We start from the raw sequence: 17,462 nt of genomic DNA, 5'->3' as shown, positions 1-17,462 counted from the left end.
CGCCTGCGGGGAACCCGTGCCCGGGCTCCCCGCAGGTGCGTCAGCGCTGCGCCAGGTAGGCCGCGGCGGTCTCCCGCAGGCGGTCGTGCACACCGTCGACCGCGACGGCACCGGGCAGGAACCGCTTGGGCAGCTTCGCCACCATCGTGTAGTTGGTGTCGACGACGTTGCCGGCGGGCGCCAGGCCGGCCTGGCTGACCAGCTGCAGGGCGTCGAGTGTGTCCCAGCCGGTGAGCTCGGCCGCCCAGGTGACCAGGTCGTGCTGGCTGATCCGGAAGGCGTCCTCCAGCGGCCGGACCGAGCCAGTCGACATGAGGTGCTCGTCGGTCTCCAGCCGCGGCCATGCCGGGGGTGTCCCGCCCGGCGTCCCGCCCTTGACCAGGTCGACGACGACGACCGTGCGCATCGCCGCCTCGACGGCGGTGCCGCACACCTCGCCCTCGCCCTGCCGGCAGTGCCCGTCGCCGATCGAGAGCAGCCCACCGGGGGCGTTGACGCCGAGGTACAGCGTCGTCCCCGCCCGGGCCTCGGGGGTGTCCATGTTCCCGCCGTGCGTGCCCGGGGTGATGCTGGCGAAGACCTCGCCGCCCGCGGGCGCGACCCCGATCGTGCCGTGCATCGGGTCCAGCGGGAGCTCGACCTCCGGGCCGCCGCGGTGCGGCCGGAACAGGCACGTGCCCCGTTCCCGGTCGACCTCGTAGACCCAGACGCGCTCCTCCAGCGCCTCGTGCAGCATCGCCGTCGAGTGGGTGGTGGTCAGCGCGCCGAAGTGCGGGAACGTCGAGGACACCGCCCAGTCGCGGGCGGGGGCGATCTCGACCAGGTGCACCGCGAGGGTGTCCCCGGGCTCGGCGCCCTCGACCGCGATCGGCCCGGTGACCGGGTTGAGGTGGGGGAACTCGCACACCTGGCTGGGCAGGTCGCCGACCCCGCGCACCCGCCCGCCGAAGCAGTCCTCGGTGGTCAGCTCGACGACGCTGCCGGGCGCGACGGTGACCAGCGGCTCGCCGCCGCCGAAGGTGTAGCGCAGCTCGTCAGCCGTCGCCGCGACGGTCACGACCTCCAGGGACGCCGTCATCGCTCCTCCTCGCCGGCGCTCGTCGGCCCGATGCCGGGCCGTGCTGTGCTGATCGGTGACCTCGCCAGCTCGGTCACAGGCCGTCCTCCGCACGGATCTCCGGCTTGCGACCGGTGGCCACGAGCACGCCCATCAGGACCAGGCCGGCCACCAGCCACACGAAGCCGAGCTCCTGCGCGGCGACCTGCGCGTTGTAGACGACGTAGGCGAGGATCGCGAACCCGATGACCGGGACCGCGAGGTGCAGCCACCAGTTCCGGCTCTTCTGCCGGACCACGAAGTGGACGACGACCGAGACGTGCAGCAGCAGGAACGCCGACAGCGCGCCGAAGTTGACCAGCGTCGAGAGCAGGGTGATGCCGTCCTCGCGCGTGGTCATGTAGAGGCCGAGCACCAGGGAGACGGCTGCCACGAGGAACGTGGCGTTGACCGGGACCCGGCGCGTCGGGTGCACCTTGCGCAGGAAACCGGGCAGCTGCCGGTCGCGGGCCATGGCGAACAGCAGGCGGGAGGTGGCCGCCTGCGCCACCAGCGAGTTCGCGAAACCCCACGCGACCGCCGTGGCGACCGCGGTGAGCGTCGACAGCCAGGCCCCGCCGGCGACCGCTGCGGCGTCGTAGAACGCCGTCCCGGCGGCGTCGCCCTCGGCGATGAGCGTGTCGGGGTCGGGCACCAGCAGCGCGGCGACCCAGGTCTGGACGATGAACAGCGTCCCGGCCAGGGCCAGCGCGGCGATCATCGCCTTGCCGATCGAGCGCGCCGACTCCCGGTTCTCCTCGGCCAGCGTGGAGATGCCGTCGAAGCCGAGGAAGCTCAGCACCGCGATCGACACCGCGCCGAAGACCAGCTCCAGCGAGAACGTGTCGCTGTTGTAGATCGGCGAGAAGTCGAAGCCGCGGCCCTCGCCCGAGGCCAGCGCGACGATCCCGATGACCAGGAAGATCGCCAGCACGACCAGCTCGGCGACGAGCATGACCTTGTTGACGCGCGCGGTGAACTCGATGCCGAAGTAGTTGACGACGGTGTTGAGGACGACGAAGCCGACCAGCCACACCCACACCGGGACGGTCGTCAGGATCGAGTTCATGGCGATCGCGGCGATGAGGTAGAGCAGCGCGGGGACGAGCACGTAGTCGAGCAGGATCATCCAGCCGGCGATGAAGCCCACCGGCTGGGCGATGCCGCGACCGGCGTAGGTGTAGACCGAGCCGGCCATCGGGAAGGCCCGCGACATCTGCGAGTAGGACGCCGCGGTGAAGGCCATGGCGAGCCCGCCGATGGCGTAGGCCAGGGCGACCATGCCGCCCGAGCCCTGGAAGACGCTGCCGAAGATGCCGAACGGCGCGATCGGCACCATGAAGATCAAGCCGTAGACCAGCAGGTCGGTGAAGCTCAGCGAGCGCTTGAGCTCCTGGCGGTAGCCGAAGGCCTCGACGCTCCGGTCGCCGGTCGCGCCGGCCGGGCCGCCTGTCGTGTTCGTCGTGCTGCTGGGGTCGCTCACGCCCACTCCTCTCCTCCGGCTCCGGGCCGGGCGGGGAGAGAGTAGGCCCCTGTTGTTTCCAGATGGAAGCAGTACCGGGTCAGCCGGTGCGCACCCCGCGGAAGGCCAGCCCGTCGGCGAGCGCAAGGCGGGGGACGGCGGGAGCAGGGTGGGGCGCCGCGCCGTCCCCCAGGAGGGTGACGGCCAGGCGGACCCCGTCGTACACGCCGCGGGCGTAGGCGCACACCACAGGCGCGGCCGGTCCCGCCCGCCGCGCGTGCCGCTCCTGCAGCGCGAGCTGCCCCTCGTCGTCCGGCCCGTCGACCGTGCCGTCGGCCGCGGCGAAGGAGGGCATGCAGGCGTACAGCTCGCCGGTGCTGTCGCCGCCGGCGGCGTAGAGGCCGTTCTCCTCCAGCGCGCCGGACAGCCGGACCACCCGGCGGTCGAGGCCCGCGCGGGCGAACCCACGGTTGAAGGTGACCAGGTCGCGGCCGACGAGGCTCAGCAGGACGGCGTCGGCGCGGGTGCGGCGCACCAGGTCCAGCAGCGCACCGGGGTCGTCGACGCCCAGGGGGGCCAGCGCCTGGCCGACGACCTCGGCGCCGGCGCCGCTCAGCACCCCGGCCGCGGCACGGTGCACGGCCTGGGGCCAGACGTAGTCGTTGCCGATGAGCGCCCACCGCCGGGCCCGGCGGTGCCGGACCAGCCAGCCGAGTGCGGCGGCGTGCTGCGTGCGCGGGGAGGAGCCGATCCGCACCACGCCGGGCCGGCGCCGTCCGCCCTCGTGGGGCGGCGTGAAGACGTACCGGACCCGGCCGGCGAGCGCCGCCTCGACCGCGCGGTGCACGGCGCTGGTGTGGAAGCCGACGAGCACGTCGAAGGCGCCCGCGTCGTGCAGCGTGGCGGCCTCCGCCGCGACCGCCTGCGGCGGTCGCCCGGAGTCGACGGTGACCAGCTCCACGGCGCGGCCGCGCACGCCGCCGGCGGCGTTGGTCTCGTCCGCGGCGAGGCCGGCGAGGTCCAGCGCGGAGGGGGCGGTGAGGGCGAGGGGGCCGGTGAGCGGCACGGCCAGCCCGACGCGCACGACGTCCGGACGGCGGGGGAGGAGAGCGGCCTCCCAGGCGTCCAGCAGGACCGTCGGTTCGGGCACCGTCTGAGTATGGTGCGGCCCATGGGTGTCGAGCCGCCGGCCACCTCCCCGGTGACGGCGCCCCCCGGTGCCTCCCTCGTGGAACTGCTGACGGTCACCCAACGGCGGGTGGCCCGCGGCGTCTCCGCGGTGCTCGCCGAGGACGGCGCCACGCTCGACGCCTACCGGGTGCTGCGGTGCCTCGCCGCCGGGCCGGGCCGGTCGATGACCGAGCTCGGCGCCGCGCTCTCGCTGCCCGCCCCGACGCTCACCCGGCTGGTCGACGGGCTGGTCGACGCCGCCGAGGCCTACCGGCTGCCCGATCCCGACGACGGGCGTCGGGTCCGGGTCCACCTGTCCGCGCGCGGACGTACCCGGTTGGTCCGGCTGGAGGGCCTGGTGCAGGCGCACGAGGCCGCGCTGGCGGGGGCCTGGGGCCCGGAGCGGGTCGACGCGCTGACGCGTGCGCTGGCCGCTCTGGAGGACGGCGACTGAGCCCTAGTCGGTGGCCGGCGGCAGCAGCCGCGGCACGAACACCTCGTCGATCGGGCGCGGACCGACGTACTGGCGGCAGGTGCACGGCACCCACTGGTGCCCGGACCAGCGGCCCCGCTTGTCGTAGGTGTCGCGCCGCAGCTCGGCGTAGCAGGTGTTGGTCTCGGTGTCGTGCTGGCTGAGCGTGTGGCCGCACCCGCACAGCGGCGCGGGCGGCGCCGGAGGGGGAGTGGGCCGCCGACGGCTCAGCCGGCCGCCGAGGAAACCGGCCGCGAGCAGGGCCGCACCGACCAGCAGACTGACAGGTTCCACCGACGTGCTCCTCTGCGCTCGCGACCCCTCGACGGTAGCGCGCGCGAGGAGCCGCCGGTGACCTCAGCCGGTGCGCTCAGCCCTCGCGCTTGCCGCGACCGCTGACCGCGTCACGCAGGTGGTCGATGAGGCTGGCGAGCGGCCCGGCGACCGTGCGGACGGCGCCCTCGTTCGGCGTCATCGGGTGCGGCCGGGTGGGCGCCATGGCCTTGACCCGCTCGACGTCCGCGGCCATCTCCACCAGCTGCTCGCGCGTGAAGGCCGCCCGCAGCTCGGTGAACATCCGGCCCTCCTCGTGCTCGACGTGGTGCCGGATCTCGCGGATCAGCGTGGCCACCTCGGTGTCGAACTGCGGGTCGCCGGGGTCCATCCGCTCGAGCCGCTTCATGGTCTCCTCGGCCTCGGCGTGCTCGTGCTTGGAGTGCTCGGCCTCCTCGCGGTCCACCTGCTGTTCGACCTTCGGGTAGACGCGGGTCTCCTCGGCGACGGAGTGCTTGACGAGGCCGATGGTCACCTCGTCGACCAGTTCGCGCTTGCGGCGCAGGACGTCGGGGTCGCTCTGCCCGATCAGGCCCTCGAGCTCGGTGAAGATGCGGTCGAACTCGCGGTGGTCGGCGCTGAGCAGGTCCACCACGTCGCGCTGGCTGTCGGTCTGGGTCACGGCTCGCTCCTCGGGGCTGCGGGGACCCCTGTCGGATTCCCCGCGGTCGCGACGGACACACCCCCTGCCGCCGTCCGCCGTGACCTGTTCGTGTTGTTTTGCCAGTGTGAGGCAGGGCACAACTCGATCGTGCAGTCCTATGCAGTGGGATTCGCCCGGCCGGACCGCTGGTCCCCGGGGCGCCCGACCGAGCAGAGCAGACCGTGGCACGCCGTCGAGGCCCACCGGCCGCCGACGGAGCTCGACGGCGAGGTGGAGCTCGCCGTCTGCGGGGCGATCGTGCAGGTGTGGGGCACGCAGGACTGGCGGCGCGTCGGCGTCGGCCGGTCGGCCTGCCTGGAGTGCCGTGAGCTGACGTCGGTGGTGCGGCCGCTCAGCCGGGTCGGCTGAGCGGGCCGGCACCTCCTGCCCGTCCCGGTCAGCGGCGCTCGGGCCGTCGTCCGCTGATCGCCGACAGCCCGGTGATCTCCCGGCCCACGATGAGCGCCTGCACCGAGTCGGTGCCCTCGAACGTGAAGACGGCCTCCATGTCGGCGTGGTGGCGGGCCACGTGGTGGTCGATGAGGATCCCGTCGCCGCCGAGGATGTCGCGGGCGTCGGCGACGATGGCCCGGGCCTTGGCGGCGTGGTTCATCTTGGCCAGCGACGCCATGGCCGCGGTCATCCGGCCGGCGTCGGCCAGCTTGGACAGCCGCCAGCACATCAGCTGCATCGCGGTGATCTCGGCGAGCATCCGGGCCAGCTTGTCCTGCACCAGCTGGTAGCCGGCGATCGGTTGGCCGAACTGCTCCCGGCGCAGCGCGTGCGCCAGTGCCAGCTCGTAGGAGGCGGTGGCCAGCCCGAGGGCCCGCCAGGCGACGGTGTAGCGGGTGCGGTCGAGCACCCTCGAGACGTCCTTGAAGCTGTGGCAGTTGGCCAGCCGGTTCTCCGCGGGCACCCGGACGTCGGTCAGCGTGATCTCGGCCTGCCACACCGCGCGCAGCGCCGTCTTGCCGGTCATCACGCGGGCCTCGTAGCCCGGCGTCCCCTTGTCGACGACGTAGCCGCCGACCGCGCCGTCCTCACCGCGGGCCCAGATGAGGACGTGGTCGGCGATGCTGCCGTTGCCGATCCACTTCTTCTGCCCGTTCAGCACGTGGGAGTCGCCGTCGCGGCGGACGGAGGTCTCCAGGCCGACGGCGTCCGAGCCGTGGGCGGGCTCGGTGAGGCCGAAGGCGCCGACCTTCTCCAGCCGGGCCATGGCGGGCAGGTAGCGCTCGCGCTGCTCCTCGTCACCGAGCATGGCGATCGACTGCATGGCCAGGAAGCTGTGCACGCCGTTGAAGGTGCCGACGCTGCCGTCGGCGCGGGCGAGCTCCGCGGCTACCAGCCCGGCGGAGACGTTGCTCATCCCCGGGCAGCCGTAGCCCTCGATGGTGCCGCCGGCGATGCCGAGCTCGGCGAGCTTGGGGACCAGCTCGAAGGGGAACTCGGCGCGCTCCCAGTACTCGTTGATCCGCGGGGTGACCTCCTTATCGCAGAAGGCGCGCACGCGGTCGCGGATCTCGATCTCCTCCGGTTCGAGGAGCTCCTCCAGGTCGTAGAAGTCCGGGCTCGACTCGCTCATGGCACCGACGCTACGACTGGGCGGCTCCCGCCGCCCCTCCCACGCTCCCCGTCCCCGCTGCGCGGACGACTCCCGGCGGTGGGCGCGTCGTCTCCTGCAGCCCGTGACCAGCGCGGCGCTGCTCCCACGGTCGGCTGATCCGCGGCGCACCGGCCGACCCGCACGACACCTGGTGCTCCGGCGCTACCCCGGGGGCGCCGACCCGTCGGGCACCGTGCCGTCGAGGGTCGTGCCGTCGAGGGTCGTGCCGTCCGAGGGGTGCCTGCCCTGGCCGGTGGGCCCCTGGTCGGAGGTGGTGCTGGCGGCAGGTGTGGTGCTCGCGGCGGAAGGCGACCCCTCGGGGGTGGTGCTGGTGGCGGGGGTGGTGCCGGCAGCGGAGGGCGACCCCTCGGTGCTGGGGCCGGCGGGGGGCGTGTCCTGATCGACCGGGCTCCCGTCGTCCGGCCCGGTGGTCGCGGGCGTGGCCGACGCGGGGGAGCCGGTCCCCGTCTCGCTCCCCGGTGTCGGTGCGTGCGACTCCTGGTCGGTCCGGTCGGCCGCCGCCTCGGGGGAGAAGTCGAGGGCCACCTGGACCGTCTCCGGATCGGTCGGTCCGTCCTCGTCGCCGGAACTGCCCTGCGGCCGCTGGACGGCCTCGGTGCCGTCCTGTGTCTGCCGGACGACGACGAAGTCCTCCACGACGGCGGGAGCCGGCCGGACCACGGTCACGGGCCGGCTCTCGAGCTCCGGCCACGTCTGTCCCTCGTAACGCGCACGGCTCCGCGGAGCGGGATCGTCGAGCGGGTTGCCGCAGGAACACCGCACCCGTGGCACGCCGCGGTCGTCGACCAGCACCGCGGTCCCGGCCTGCAGGACGGACTGGAACGCCCTCGCCCGCCCGTCGCGGTGCCCGTGGTTGGTGACGGCGGTGTCGGCGCGGAGCACGACCGGGGTGAGCGACACCAGGAACGGTCGGATGTCCTCCCGCTGGATGCCCTGTGCCCCGGCCCAGGTCACCGCCGTGGCCGGGTGCGCCTCGAGGTAGCTCGCCAACCCGCCGGAGTCGCAGGCCTCGGCGCCCGTGCCGCCGTACAGCCCCAGCGTGTCCCCGGACACGGGCACGTCCGCCGGTGGGCGAGCCGGTCCGTCTGCGGGGTTGCTGCCGCCCGCCACGGACGGAGGGGCCGCCGGTGACCCCCGTGCCGCGTCTGCACCCGGTGGCACGAACGGGTCCTCGCCGGTGGCGGTCGCGGGCTCGGCCTCGACCCGCACGGCGTCGACGGACTGCAGCAGGTCGACGCCCACCGCGACAGCTCCTGCTGCGAGGACCAGGAGGGCGACGAGGAGCACCTGCGGCACCAGGCGTCGCGACCGACGACCCGACTGGGGCCTCCTGACCGACGCGCCGGTGGTCGCCCTGGCGGCAGGAGCCGGCGGGGGGAGGTCCACCGACACCGTCACCGCGGCGGCCGAGCGGGTGTCCCGGGGACCGCGCAGGGCTGCTGCTGCGGCGGCGGCCAGTTCACCGGCGCTCTGGTAGCGCCGGTCCGGGTCCTTGGCCATGCCGCGTGCCACGACCTCATCGAGGCTCGCCGGGACGGTCGGCACCCGCTCCGACGCCCTCGGTGGCTCCCGGCTCAGATGGGCGTACATCAACGCGGCGATCTCCTCGGCCTGGAACGGCGGGAGCCCCGTGAGGGTCTCGTACACCAGGCAGGCCAGCGAGTAGACGTCGACCCGGTGGTCGGTGGGGCCGCCGAGGAGCCGCTCGGGCGCGATGTAGTCGATGGTCCCGACCGTCGTCCCGGTCGTGGTGCGCGATCCGCCGCCACCCATGGCGGCGGCCACCCCGAAGTCCGCCAGGTAGCAGTGCGGTCCGTGGCCGTCGTCGGCGAGCAGGACGTTGGACGGCTTCACGTCCCGGTGCACCAGGCCGGCCCCGTGAGCCGCGTCGAGCGCGGCCGCCACCTGGCCGATGACGGCGACGGCGCGGACGGGTGTCATCGGCCCCTGCGCCGCCAGCACCTCCCCGAGGTCCCTCCCGTCGACCAGCCGCATGTCGAGGTAGAGCCGACCCTCGATCTCGCCGGAGTCGTGGATCGGGATCACGTGCGCCTCGGTGAGCTGCGCGGTCCGCCGGCACTCCGACAGGAACCGCGCGCGTGCACGCTCGTCAGCGACGAACTCCGGGCGCAGCCGCTTGAGGGCGACCATCCGTCGACGCACCGTGTCGTATGCCCGGTGGACCTCACCCATGCCCCCGCGGCCGAGGAGTTCCCGGAGTTCGTAGGGGCCGAAGAGCTCCACGACCATGATCGCCGTCCAGGGGGTCGGAGGCGCTGGCTGACCCGCTGGTCCGCGGGGCGGCCAGTCTGGCTCCGCCGTCGGGACCGTGTCCAGGGTCGGCGGACCCGGCCGTCTCGCTCGGGACGGACCCGCGCTCCCGGCTGCTCAGCGCCGGTGCCGGCGCCGACGTGGCTCGTGGCGCCGCAGCACCACGCCCACCAGGACGACCAGCAGGAGGACCATGCCGCCCAGGACGAGCACGTCCGCGAGCCAGGTCGTGGCGCTGTGCCGCCACAGCGGATCGTCCGTCGACGGCTGGGTCACCCTCAGGTCCATCGTCACCGCGCCCATGGCGTAGGCCCACCGCGAGGGGACGGCCCAGGAGAGCTGCTCGAGCCCCGTCCGTCCTGCGAGGCCGAACAACCCGCCGGACAGGATGAACTGCACCATGACCACCACCACGAGCAGGGGCATGCCACGATCCGCGTTGCTGATCACCGCGGAGATGACGAGTCCCACCACCATGGAGGCGACGGTGACCGCCACGACCGCGAGCGCGACCTCCAGCCGGCCCCAGGGGAGCAGGACCGCGCCGTCCGGACCGGGCCTCCCCACCATCGCGAGCGCCGCGAACGCCGCGGCCTGGACGGTCGTCACCACCGCGAGCACGGTCACCTTGGCCGCCACGTACGCCACTCGCGACAGCCCGATCGCACGCTCCCGCTGGTAGATGCTGCGCTCCTTGACCAGCTCCCGGACCGAGCTGGCGGTACCCATCAGGGCGCCCCCCAGGATCAGCACGAGCAGGAGTTGACGGGCCTGCACCGGATTGGCCCCCGCGACGGAGAGCCCTCGGGGCGCGGTCATGGTGTGGGCCAGGCCGCTCAGCAACACCGGCAGGAGGCCGAGGAACGCCAGGTACGTGCGGTCGGCCAGCAGGACGTCGAGCGTGCGTCGGGTCAGCACGCGGTACTGGACGAGCGCCGAGCCCCTCGGCGGGGGAGCGGTCGCGGTGGGGGGCCGATCCGGTGGCCGGCCGGAGAGCCGGTGGTGGAGGCCCGAGCGCCGCAGCCGGTCGTGCCAGTCGACCGATGCCTGGCGCTCCAGCAGCAGGAACACCTCGGCGAAGTCCGTGACCCCGAAGTACTCCAACACCCGGTCCGGTGGACCGTCGTAGGCCATCCGACCACCGGGCGCCAGGACGACGAGGTGGTCGCAGACCTCCAGGTTGAGGACGCTGTGGGTGACGACGACGACGGTCTGCCCCGTGTCCGCCAGCGCCCGCAACGTCTGCATCACCTGCTTGTCCAGCCCCGGGTCGAGTCCCGACGTGGGCTCGTCGAGGAACAGCAGTGAGGGCCGGGTGAGGAGCTCGAGCGCCACACTGGTCCGCTTGCGCTGACCGCCGGAGAGCCTGTCGATCCGCTGGTGCGCCCACTGGGTGAGGCCGAGCTCCTCCAGCACCTCCTCGATGCGCCTGGTGCGCTCCTGCCGCGTCACGTCCGGGGGGAAGCGCAGGCGGGCAGCGTGGGACAGGGCGCGCAGCACGCTCAGCTGCGGGTGGAGGATGTCGTCCTGCGGGACGAGTCCGATGCGGTGCCGCACCTCGTCGTAGTCTGCGTACAGGTCTCGTCCGCCGTACCGCACCACGCCCGCGTCCGCCGGTCGGGTCCCGGTCAGAGCGCCGAGCAGGGTCGACTTGCCCGAGCCGCTCGGCCCGAGGATCGCCAGCAGGCTGCGCCCGGCGACCCGCAGGGCGAGGTCGTCGAGCAGGCGGCGTCCGTCGCGGGTCACGACCAGGTCCACCGCCTCGATGTCGACGTCCCCCTCGTCCTGGTACGCCACCAACCGGTCCCCGGACAGGTGGAGGAGCGCGTGTCCGATGCCGATCAGGTCGCCCTCGACGACCTCGGCCCCCTCGGTCCCGGTGACCCGCTGTCCGTTCAGGTACGTGCCGTTGGCGCTGCCCGCGTCGCGGATGCGCCACCTGCCGCCGACGCACTCGAGGACGGCGTGGTGCCGGGAGACGAGGAGGTCGCGGATGACGACGTCGTTCTCCGGGAGCCGCCCGACGGTGATCCGGGAGCCGGTGATGTCGTGCACCCCGGTCCTCGGGGCGTGGGTGGGTGCCGCGGATCCTGGCCGCGACCCACCCCGGACGGGGGCCAGGGTGAGCACGGTCCCGGCGACCGGGTGGCCCAGCGCCACGGCGGTCGTGGTGGTGATCAACACCTGTGGCATCCGGCGTCCGTCGAGGAACACCCCGTTGTGGCTGTGGTCGACGAGGAGCCATCCCTCGGCGGTGGCGTCGACCGTGGCGTGGTGCCGGGACACCTGGGCGTCGTCCACGGGGATCGAGGACGAGTCGTCGCGACCGATCGTGAGCGACGTGCCCACGGGGACGACCCAGCGCCGTTCCCCCAGGCGGACCTCCAGGGGCATCGACCAGTCGCGGACGACCGTCTCCCGGTCCATCTCGACTCCCGTGCTGGGGCCACGCGGTGGCTGTGGGTGGTCGCACTGCCCGAGCGGACCGATGAGACTCCCCGGCCGACCGGGAGCGCAAGGTCGTCGGGCTCGCCACGGACGGGACGTGGCCCCGGCATCCCCGCCCGCGACCGCGTGGCGGCACCCGCGGCGCGGATGGGCGGTCGACCGGTGATCACGTCCGCTAGGTTGCCCGCGTCGTCGTCGTCGGGAGGTCCCAGGTGCCGTTCCTGCTGGCGCGCCTGACGCGCCTGCTGCGCGTGAGGTTGCCCGGGTGGCGGCTGCCGCTGGCCGTCGCGCTCGTCGTCTTCCTGTCCAGCTGGGCGGCCATGGCCGTGGTCGAGCCGGCCGGGACCGGCATCGCCTCGCCGGGCACCTACTGGTGGTACTTCGTCGTCACCGCGGCCACCGTGGGCTACGGCGACGTCTACCCGGCCTCGACCGGCGGCCGCGTCGTCGGCGTGTACGTCATCGTCGGCGGCATCGTCACGCTCACCCTGCTCTTCACGCAGCTGTCCGTCGCGCTGCAGTCGGTGAGGGGCAAGAGACTGAGGGGGCTGGTCGAGCTGGACCTCGCCGACCACGTCGTCCTGCTCGGCTACACGCCGGGGCGGACGGCGCGCATCGTCGCCGAGCTGACCGCTGAGGGCCGCGCGCGCGTGGTGCTCTGCGCCTGGGACGAGGACGTCCCCGAGGACCCGCTGCCCGAGCGGCTGGACGTGCAGTTCGTCCGCGGCGACCTGACCTCCGAGGACGTCATGGCCCGCGCCTGCGTGGCCCGCGCCCGGACGGCGGTCGTCGACGTCCGCGACGACAACGAGGCCCTGGCCGTCGCGCTCGCCGCCACCCACGCCAACCCGCGGATCCACCTGGTCGTCGCACTCCGCGACCTCGGCCGGCTGGACACGCTGCGCTACGTGCACCCCGAGGTCCAGGCGGTGCAGTGGCACATGCCGTTCCTGCTGACCGAGGAGGCCACCGACCCCGGCATCGCGCAGGTCTACAGCGACCTGATGACCAGCGGGGGGCACGGCAACACGTACTCGACCCGCGTCCCGAGCGGTTTCGCGCACCGCACGTTCGGCGACTGCCAGACCTGGTTCGGGCGCACCTTCGGTGCCACGGTGCTGGCCCTGCGCTCCGACGGCGGGCCACTGGTGGTCAGCCCCGGCTGGGACACCCCGGTGCCCGAGGGCACGGCGCTCTACTACGTCGCCGGTCGGCGCATCGACGATGCCCGGCTGCGCGCCGGCAGCTGAAGGAGGACCCCCTGCCCCCCACCATGGGGGACCCCGTCCTCCTCACGCCTCGCACGCTCGGCGCGAGCCTCGGGACGGGGCCGGCGGGTCCTGCAGGGGGCCGGACCCGGGACGGGGCCGGCGGGACCTGCAGGGGGCCACCGCAGGCCTCGACCGGCGTGGAGCGGCATCAGCGCCCCAGCAGGCCGCGCACGTAGGCGGCCTGACCCAGGTGCTGCAGGTCGTCGGACAGCACGCTGACCAGCCGCACGCCGAGGGTGACCGGCGGGTCCCAGCGGGTGTCGACGACCCGGTCGAGGTCGTCGTCCGAGAGGCCGCGCAGGAACTCCGCCGACCGCGCGTGCACGGCGCGGGAGTAGCCCAGCAGCAGGTCCGCCGAGGGCACCCGCACGGCGTCGACCTCGTCGTCGCTCATCCCGTAGCCGGTCGCCGAGTCGTCCACGGGGAGGTCGAAGCGGCCGGCCCAGCCCTCGGCAGTCCACACCTGCTCGGTCCCGGCGACGTCCGCGACGTGGTCGTCCTGCACCCGGAGCAGGTGCCAGGCCAGCCAGCCGATCGGGTTGGCGCCGGGCTGCACCCGGCGGCTCAGGTCGTCGGGCTCCAGCCCCTCGACGGTGCGGGTGAACGTCTCCTCGACCTGCTCGTAGGCGTAGGTGAGGACGTCGCGGCTGCGCATGGCCGACCGCTACCCGCGGGCCGGCCGGTCACTCACCCGGCGTGGTCTCCTCCGACGGCTCGCTCTGCGCCTCCAGGTCGGCGGCCTGCTCGGGCGTCTCCATCTCCAGGGCGATGTCGCGGGGCTGCGGGGTCTCGGCGGACGGGGTCGTCATGGCCCGAGCCTGCCCCAGGACGCGCCGATCCGCGTCACCAGCCGAGCAGGCTGCCGGCCAGGACGACGACGCCGACCGCCACGGCGAGCAGCACGAGCGCGAGCAGCAGCACGGGGACGACGACCCAGCGACGGCGGAACCGGCGCCGCCGCGGCCGCTGCTCCCTCGGCCGGGTCGCGACGGGCGGCGGAGCAGGAGGCGGCGGTGTCTCGGGGGGCGGCGCCGGCGGGGGAGCGGCCGCCTCCGACGTCCCCGTCCGGCGCTTGCGTTCCCGCCGCCGCTCGGCGAGGTGCCGCGCCTGGTCGCGGGCGTCGCGGGCCACCGCTCCGAGCGCGGTCGCCGACGCGGCCGCCAGCGCCTTGAGGTCCGCGGCGTCGATCCGCTCCAGCCGGGCGCCGTCCGCCGCGGGCTCCGCCGGAAGCGGGGTCGGCCCGGGCGACCAGGGGTCGGTCCGGGGAGCCCCGTCGAGCACGGCCTGCAGCTCCCGGCGCGCCTGCTCGGCCGTCATCCGCCGCGCCGGGTCCTTCTCCAGCAGGCCGAGGACCACCGGCGCGAGCGGACCGGCGTGGGCCGGCGGCGGGGGATCCTCGGCGACGACGGCCATGAGCGTGGCCATGGGCTCGCCACGGGCGAAGGCCGGACTCCCCTCCACCGCGGTCCAGAGCGTCGCGCCGAGCGACCACAGGTCCGCGGCCGGGCCCGGCCGCTCACCGTGGGCACGCTCGGGTGCCATGTAGGACGGCGAGCCGATGATCGCGCCGGTGGTGGTCAGCGTCGGGTCGCCGGTGACGGTCGCGATGCCGAAGTCGGTGAGGCAGGCCCGCCCGTCGGGGGCGACCAGCACGTTGGCCGGCTTGACGTCGCGGTGCACCACCCCGGCCTCGTGCGCGGCGGTGAGCCCGGCCAGCACGTCCATCCCGATGCGGGCGACCGCCGGCCACGGCAGCGGGCCCTGGCCGTCGATGACCTGCTGGAGGCTGCAGGACTCGACGTGCTCCATCACCAGCCACGGCCGCCCGTCCTCCTCGACCACGTCGTACACCGCAGTGACCGACGGGTGGTCCAGCCGGGCGGCGGTGCGGGCCTCGCGCAGCGTGCGCTCGCGCAGCACCCGGCGCTCCTCGTCGGACAGGTGGAGGGCGAAGGTGACCTCCTTGACCGCCACCGGTCGATCCAGCCGCAGGTCGGTGGCCAGCCAGACGACGCCCATGCCGCCGCGGCCAAGGACCTCCTGCAGTGCGTAACGCCCGGCCAGCAGGCGGTCGGCGGAAGGCTCCGCGGTCATGGGCGGACGGTACGCCGGGGTGGGCGTCGCTGCGCCCCCGAGCGCGCGCGGGAACCGAGGGCCTTGTCGCTCCCCGGGGGAGCCGCGCATGCTCGGTGGTGCCGGTCGTCCGTGGGCACCGGGGCCCTCGACCGGCCGGCTCGAGGAGGCCGACATGACCGAGCAGGCCGAACGCGTCGACCAGCCGCAGGCGCGAGGGCCACGGGTCGTGGTGGGTGTGGACGGCTCGGCGGGAGCGCGGGCCGCGTTGCGGTTCGCCGTCGAGGACGCCGTCCGCCGGGGCGTGCCCGTCGAGGCGGTCATCTCGCACCGCCCGCCCGAGGCGTGGATGGACTTCGACGCGATCGGTGAGTTCTCCTACGACGAGGCCGAGGCCGAGGCGGTGCAGCGTGCCGAGACGTTCATCGCCGAGGTGCTCCGCGACATCCCGGAGCCACACCCGGAGATCCACGTGACGGCCGTCCTGGGCTCGGCGGCGGACGCGCTCATCCGGGAGTCGGCCGGCGCGGACCTGCTGGTGGTCGGCAGCCGGGGGCACGGCGGGTTCTCCAGCATGCTGCTCGGGTCGACGAGCATGCAGTGCGCCCTGCACGCGTCGTGTCCGGTGACCGTCGTCCACTCGCCCGAGTCCCACCGGGAGCGGCTGCGCCTGCGGCGCCACCACGACGGGGAGCGGGTGCGGGCCCGGCGGAGGCGTTTCCGGGGGGCCACGGCCGACTTCACCGGCCCCTGACGAACGGCCTCCCTGCAGGGGCCCGCCGCGAGCTGGCGAGTGGTGTGGGGGCAGGGAGGTCCTTCTTCAGTCCGGGGAGCCCAGCCAGCGGCGCAGCACGTCGTCCTCACGGCGCAGCACGACCATCGCCAGTTCGCGGACGGCCGCCTGGGCCTGCCGCCCGACCACCGGCGCGTCGACCTCCGCCTCCCCGGTGACCGTCGACCGGGTGCCCTCGGCGGTCGGCCGCAGCCGCCGCTCGCCGCGCACCGCCGCGGTCCGGCCGAAGATGCGGGACTCGACCTGCAGGACGGCCCGGTGCCCCCCGTCGCCGTCGGTCGTCCAGCTGCGCCGGTCGGCGACGGTGACCTCGCGGCCGACGAAGCGGGTGAACACCGCCGGGACGCCCAGCGTGGGGACGACGAGCTGCAGCGCGGTGCGCGGGCTACCGCTGTCGGGGGTGCTCTCCACCGACTCGAGCCGCGCGCCGAGGGCCCGCGCGTAGTCGCGGAGGAAGGCCTCGTCGGTGAGGACGGCGAGGACGTCGTCCGGGGCGGCCGGGAACGTGGCGGTGTGGTCGATGGGCACGTGCCATCCTGCGACGGCCCACGCGTCCGCGCCCGTCGAGCGTCGTTCCGCCGCCCGGCCCTCCCGGCCCCGAGACGGTCGTCCCGCCGAGCGGGTGACCCGGCCCGCGGTCAGCCGGGGGAGCCGTCGGCGAAGCCGACCGCGCCCCGCATGGACCGACCCCGGGTGATGGCCCGGTCGACCTCCTCGACGACCAGGTCGACCAGCCAGCGCACCGGCCCGGTGTGCGCGAGCAGCTCCTCGCCGGCGCGCTCCCGCGGCGTGGCCAGCAGGCCGAGGGTGCCGGCGACGGCGGCGAGGGCGGCGTCCTCCGGAGTCCACCCCGAGCGCTGCGGCTCCTCGAGGGCCCGCTCGTCGGCGGCCGTGCGGTCGGCCCGGGAGTCGTCGTAGCGGGTGCCCAGGAGCCGGCGGCGCACCGTCCACGACCCGCGCCGCAGGTGCTCGGCGGCGAGGTCCCCCTGGTCGACCGGGCCGTGGCGGAGCAGGTCGGTGAGCGACTCGGCCCCCTCCGCGAGCAGCCGGTCGGCTGGTGGGAAGCCGGTGGGCGGGTCGTCGAACTCGACGGCTTCCTCGGTGTCCCGCACCCGCCCGCGCAGCGCGAGGTCGACCAGCAGCGTGCCGCGCACCGCCAGCGCCGTCACCAGATCGTCGGTCAGCCGCCCCTCGTCCAGCGCCAGGGCGGCCAGCCGCATCGACACCGAGTCGTCCCAGTCGTCCACGTGCGCATCCTGTCGTCCTCCGGGGCGGCACGGGCGCGGCCGTGCCGCCGACCGCTCACTCACGGTGGGCGGTGGGCAGGCGACGGGCGACGGCCGGGACGACGATCGCCGCGGCGACGAGATGGGTGACCATCAGCAGCACCCGGGTCTCGGTCGTGGCGTCGGCGACCACGTCGGGCACCAGCGACAGCGCGGTGAGCACCACGGTCGTGCGCACGAAGGTGCTGCGCGGCCGGCGGGCGCGGCGGGCCAGCACGGCGGCCAGCGCCACGCCGACCAGGGAGAACACGACGGTCAGCACCGCGAAGCCGGACACCGGGATGGGCGCTCCGCTGACGTCGAGGCTGATGCCGGCGGCGGAGCCCGCGGCGGCGACGGTGCTGGTCGCGAGGGCGGCGACCGCCGTGGCGGCCAGGCCGGCGCCGGCGATCGAGGCGGTGCCGCGGCGGGTGGTGGCGGTGGTGGTCAGCGTGGCGGTCATGACGTCCTCCGAGGGGAACGACCGGCTCGGTACCGGCCTCTCACCAGGACGTCGAACGGCCGCGGCCCGGATCGA

Annotated in this window: 18 protein-coding genes; 4 read left to right on the top strand and 14 right to left on the bottom strand. The window is 74.6% G+C overall.

Annotated features, from left to right (window positions below; all coding sequences use genetic code 11):
- Positions 1-40: 40 nt before the first annotated feature.
- The 3 genes from ACWIX7_RS03075 to ACWIX7_RS03065 all read right to left on the bottom strand — a co-directional run bounded on the left by ACWIX7_RS03075 (position 41) and on the right by ACWIX7_RS03065 (position 3,708).
- Positions 41-1,078 (bottom strand): acetamidase/formamidase family protein, encoded by a 1,038-nt coding sequence (locus tag ACWIX7_RS03075; protein WP_448620151.1) that lies wholly within the window; start codon positions 1,076-1,078, stop codon positions 41-43.
- Between the two features lie 73 nt (positions 1,079-1,151).
- Positions 1,152-2,579 (bottom strand): APC family permease, encoded by a 1,428-nt coding sequence (locus tag ACWIX7_RS03070; RefSeq protein ID WP_448620150.1) that lies wholly within the window; start codon positions 2,577-2,579, stop codon positions 1,152-1,154.
- A gap of 79 nt (positions 2,580-2,658) precedes the next feature.
- The gene (locus ACWIX7_RS03065; protein WP_448620149.1) at positions 2,659-3,708 is read right to left on the bottom strand and encodes an ABC transporter substrate-binding protein; all 1,050 of its coding nucleotides are present in this window, start codon (positions 3,706-3,708) and stop codon (positions 2,659-2,661) included.
- Between the two features lie 21 nt (positions 3,709-3,729).
- Between ACWIX7_RS03065 and ACWIX7_RS03060 the strand changes: the two genes are divergently transcribed.
- Entirely contained in the window at positions 3,730-4,182 is a 453-nt protein-coding gene (locus ACWIX7_RS03060; RefSeq protein ID WP_448620148.1) for a MarR family winged helix-turn-helix transcriptional regulator, read from the top strand.
- A gap of 3 nt (positions 4,183-4,185) precedes the next feature.
- Here the strand turns inward: ACWIX7_RS03060 and ACWIX7_RS03055 are convergent, their stop codons facing one another.
- Positions 4,186-4,494, bottom strand: coding sequence for a hypothetical protein (locus tag ACWIX7_RS03055; RefSeq protein WP_448620147.1), 309 nt, complete (start codon positions 4,492-4,494; stop codon positions 4,186-4,188).
- Positions 4,495-4,570: 76 nt separating this feature from the next.
- On the bottom strand, positions 4,571-5,155 hold the full coding sequence (locus ACWIX7_RS03050; RefSeq protein ID WP_448620146.1) for a hemerythrin domain-containing protein: 585 nt from the start codon (positions 5,153-5,155) through the stop codon (positions 4,571-4,573).
- A gap of 129 nt (positions 5,156-5,284) precedes the next feature.
- Here ACWIX7_RS03050 and ACWIX7_RS03045 point away from each other — a divergent pair, with 129 nt between their 5' ends.
- The gene (locus tag ACWIX7_RS03045) at positions 5,285-5,545 is read left to right on the top strand and encodes a hypothetical protein (protein ID WP_448620145.1); all 261 of its coding nucleotides are present in this window, start codon (positions 5,285-5,287) and stop codon (positions 5,543-5,545) included.
- 28 nt (positions 5,546-5,573) lie between these two features.
- Here the strand turns inward: ACWIX7_RS03045 and ACWIX7_RS03040 are convergent, their stop codons facing one another.
- The 3 genes from ACWIX7_RS03040 to ACWIX7_RS03030 form a co-directional block, all read right to left on the bottom strand.
- Complete coding sequence (locus tag ACWIX7_RS03040) at positions 5,574-6,761, bottom strand: acyl-CoA dehydrogenase family protein (RefSeq protein ID WP_448620144.1); 1,188 nt, start codon at positions 6,759-6,761, stop codon at positions 5,574-5,576.
- A 183-nt stretch (positions 6,762-6,944) separates the two neighbouring features.
- Positions 6,945-9,053 carry a DUF6777 domain-containing protein gene (locus ACWIX7_RS03035; RefSeq protein WP_448620143.1) on the bottom strand — a complete coding sequence of 703 codons (2,109 nt, stop codon included), beginning with the start codon at positions 9,051-9,053 and terminating at the stop codon, positions 6,945-6,947.
- A 138-nt stretch (positions 9,054-9,191) separates the two neighbouring features.
- Positions 9,192-11,501, bottom strand: coding sequence for an FHA domain-containing protein (locus ACWIX7_RS03030; RefSeq protein ID WP_448620142.1), 2,310 nt, complete (start codon positions 11,499-11,501; stop codon positions 9,192-9,194).
- Positions 11,502-11,734: 233 nt separating this feature from the next.
- On the opposite strand from ACWIX7_RS03030, the gene ACWIX7_RS03025 reads away from it, so the two are divergent.
- The gene (locus tag ACWIX7_RS03025; RefSeq protein ID WP_448620141.1) at positions 11,735-12,772 is read left to right on the top strand and encodes an ion channel; all 1,038 of its coding nucleotides are present in this window, start codon (positions 11,735-11,737) and stop codon (positions 12,770-12,772) included.
- 169 nt (positions 12,773-12,941) lie between these two features.
- Here the strand turns inward: ACWIX7_RS03025 and ACWIX7_RS03020 are convergent, their stop codons facing one another.
- From ACWIX7_RS03020 to ACWIX7_RS03010, 3 genes are read right to left on the bottom strand one after another with little or no spacing between them, the layout of a single operon-like run.
- Complete coding sequence (locus ACWIX7_RS03020; RefSeq protein ID WP_448620140.1) at positions 12,942-13,448, bottom strand: mycothiol transferase; 507 nt, start codon at positions 13,446-13,448, stop codon at positions 12,942-12,944.
- Positions 13,449-13,476: 28 nt separating this feature from the next.
- Positions 13,477-13,602: a hypothetical protein gene (locus tag ACWIX7_RS03015; protein WP_448620139.1), complete on the bottom strand. Its 126-nt coding sequence runs from the start codon at positions 13,600-13,602 to the stop codon at positions 13,477-13,479.
- Positions 13,603-13,636: 34 nt separating this feature from the next.
- Complete coding sequence (locus ACWIX7_RS03010) at positions 13,637-14,887, bottom strand: serine/threonine-protein kinase (RefSeq protein WP_448620138.1); 1,251 nt, start codon at positions 14,885-14,887, stop codon at positions 13,637-13,639.
- Positions 14,888-15,041: 154 nt separating this feature from the next.
- Between ACWIX7_RS03010 and ACWIX7_RS03005 the strand changes: the two genes are divergently transcribed.
- A complete protein-coding gene (locus tag ACWIX7_RS03005; protein WP_448620137.1) occupies positions 15,042-15,620 on the top strand; it encodes a universal stress protein in 579 nt (192 codons plus the stop codon).
- Positions 15,621-15,686: 66 nt separating this feature from the next.
- Here the strand turns inward: ACWIX7_RS03005 and ACWIX7_RS03000 are convergent, their stop codons facing one another.
- From ACWIX7_RS03000 to ACWIX7_RS02990, 3 genes are all read right to left on the bottom strand, one after another.
- Entirely contained in the window at positions 15,687-16,187 is a 501-nt protein-coding gene (locus tag ACWIX7_RS03000) for a DUF2505 domain-containing protein (RefSeq protein WP_448620136.1), read from the bottom strand.
- Between the two features lie 110 nt (positions 16,188-16,297).
- Positions 16,298-16,906, bottom strand: coding sequence for a GPP34 family phosphoprotein (locus tag ACWIX7_RS02995; protein ID WP_448620135.1), 609 nt, complete (start codon positions 16,904-16,906; stop codon positions 16,298-16,300).
- 55 nt (positions 16,907-16,961) lie between these two features.
- The gene (locus ACWIX7_RS02990) at positions 16,962-17,387 is read right to left on the bottom strand and encodes a DUF6069 family protein (RefSeq protein WP_448620134.1); all 426 of its coding nucleotides are present in this window, start codon (positions 17,385-17,387) and stop codon (positions 16,962-16,964) included.
- Positions 17,388-17,462 lie beyond the last annotated feature (75 nt).

It is taken from the genome of Geodermatophilus sp. URMC 65 (assembly GCF_053502545.1).
The sequence above is the reverse complement of the archived record's forward strand: the minus strand, read 5'-3'. Positions and strand labels throughout refer to the sequence as shown.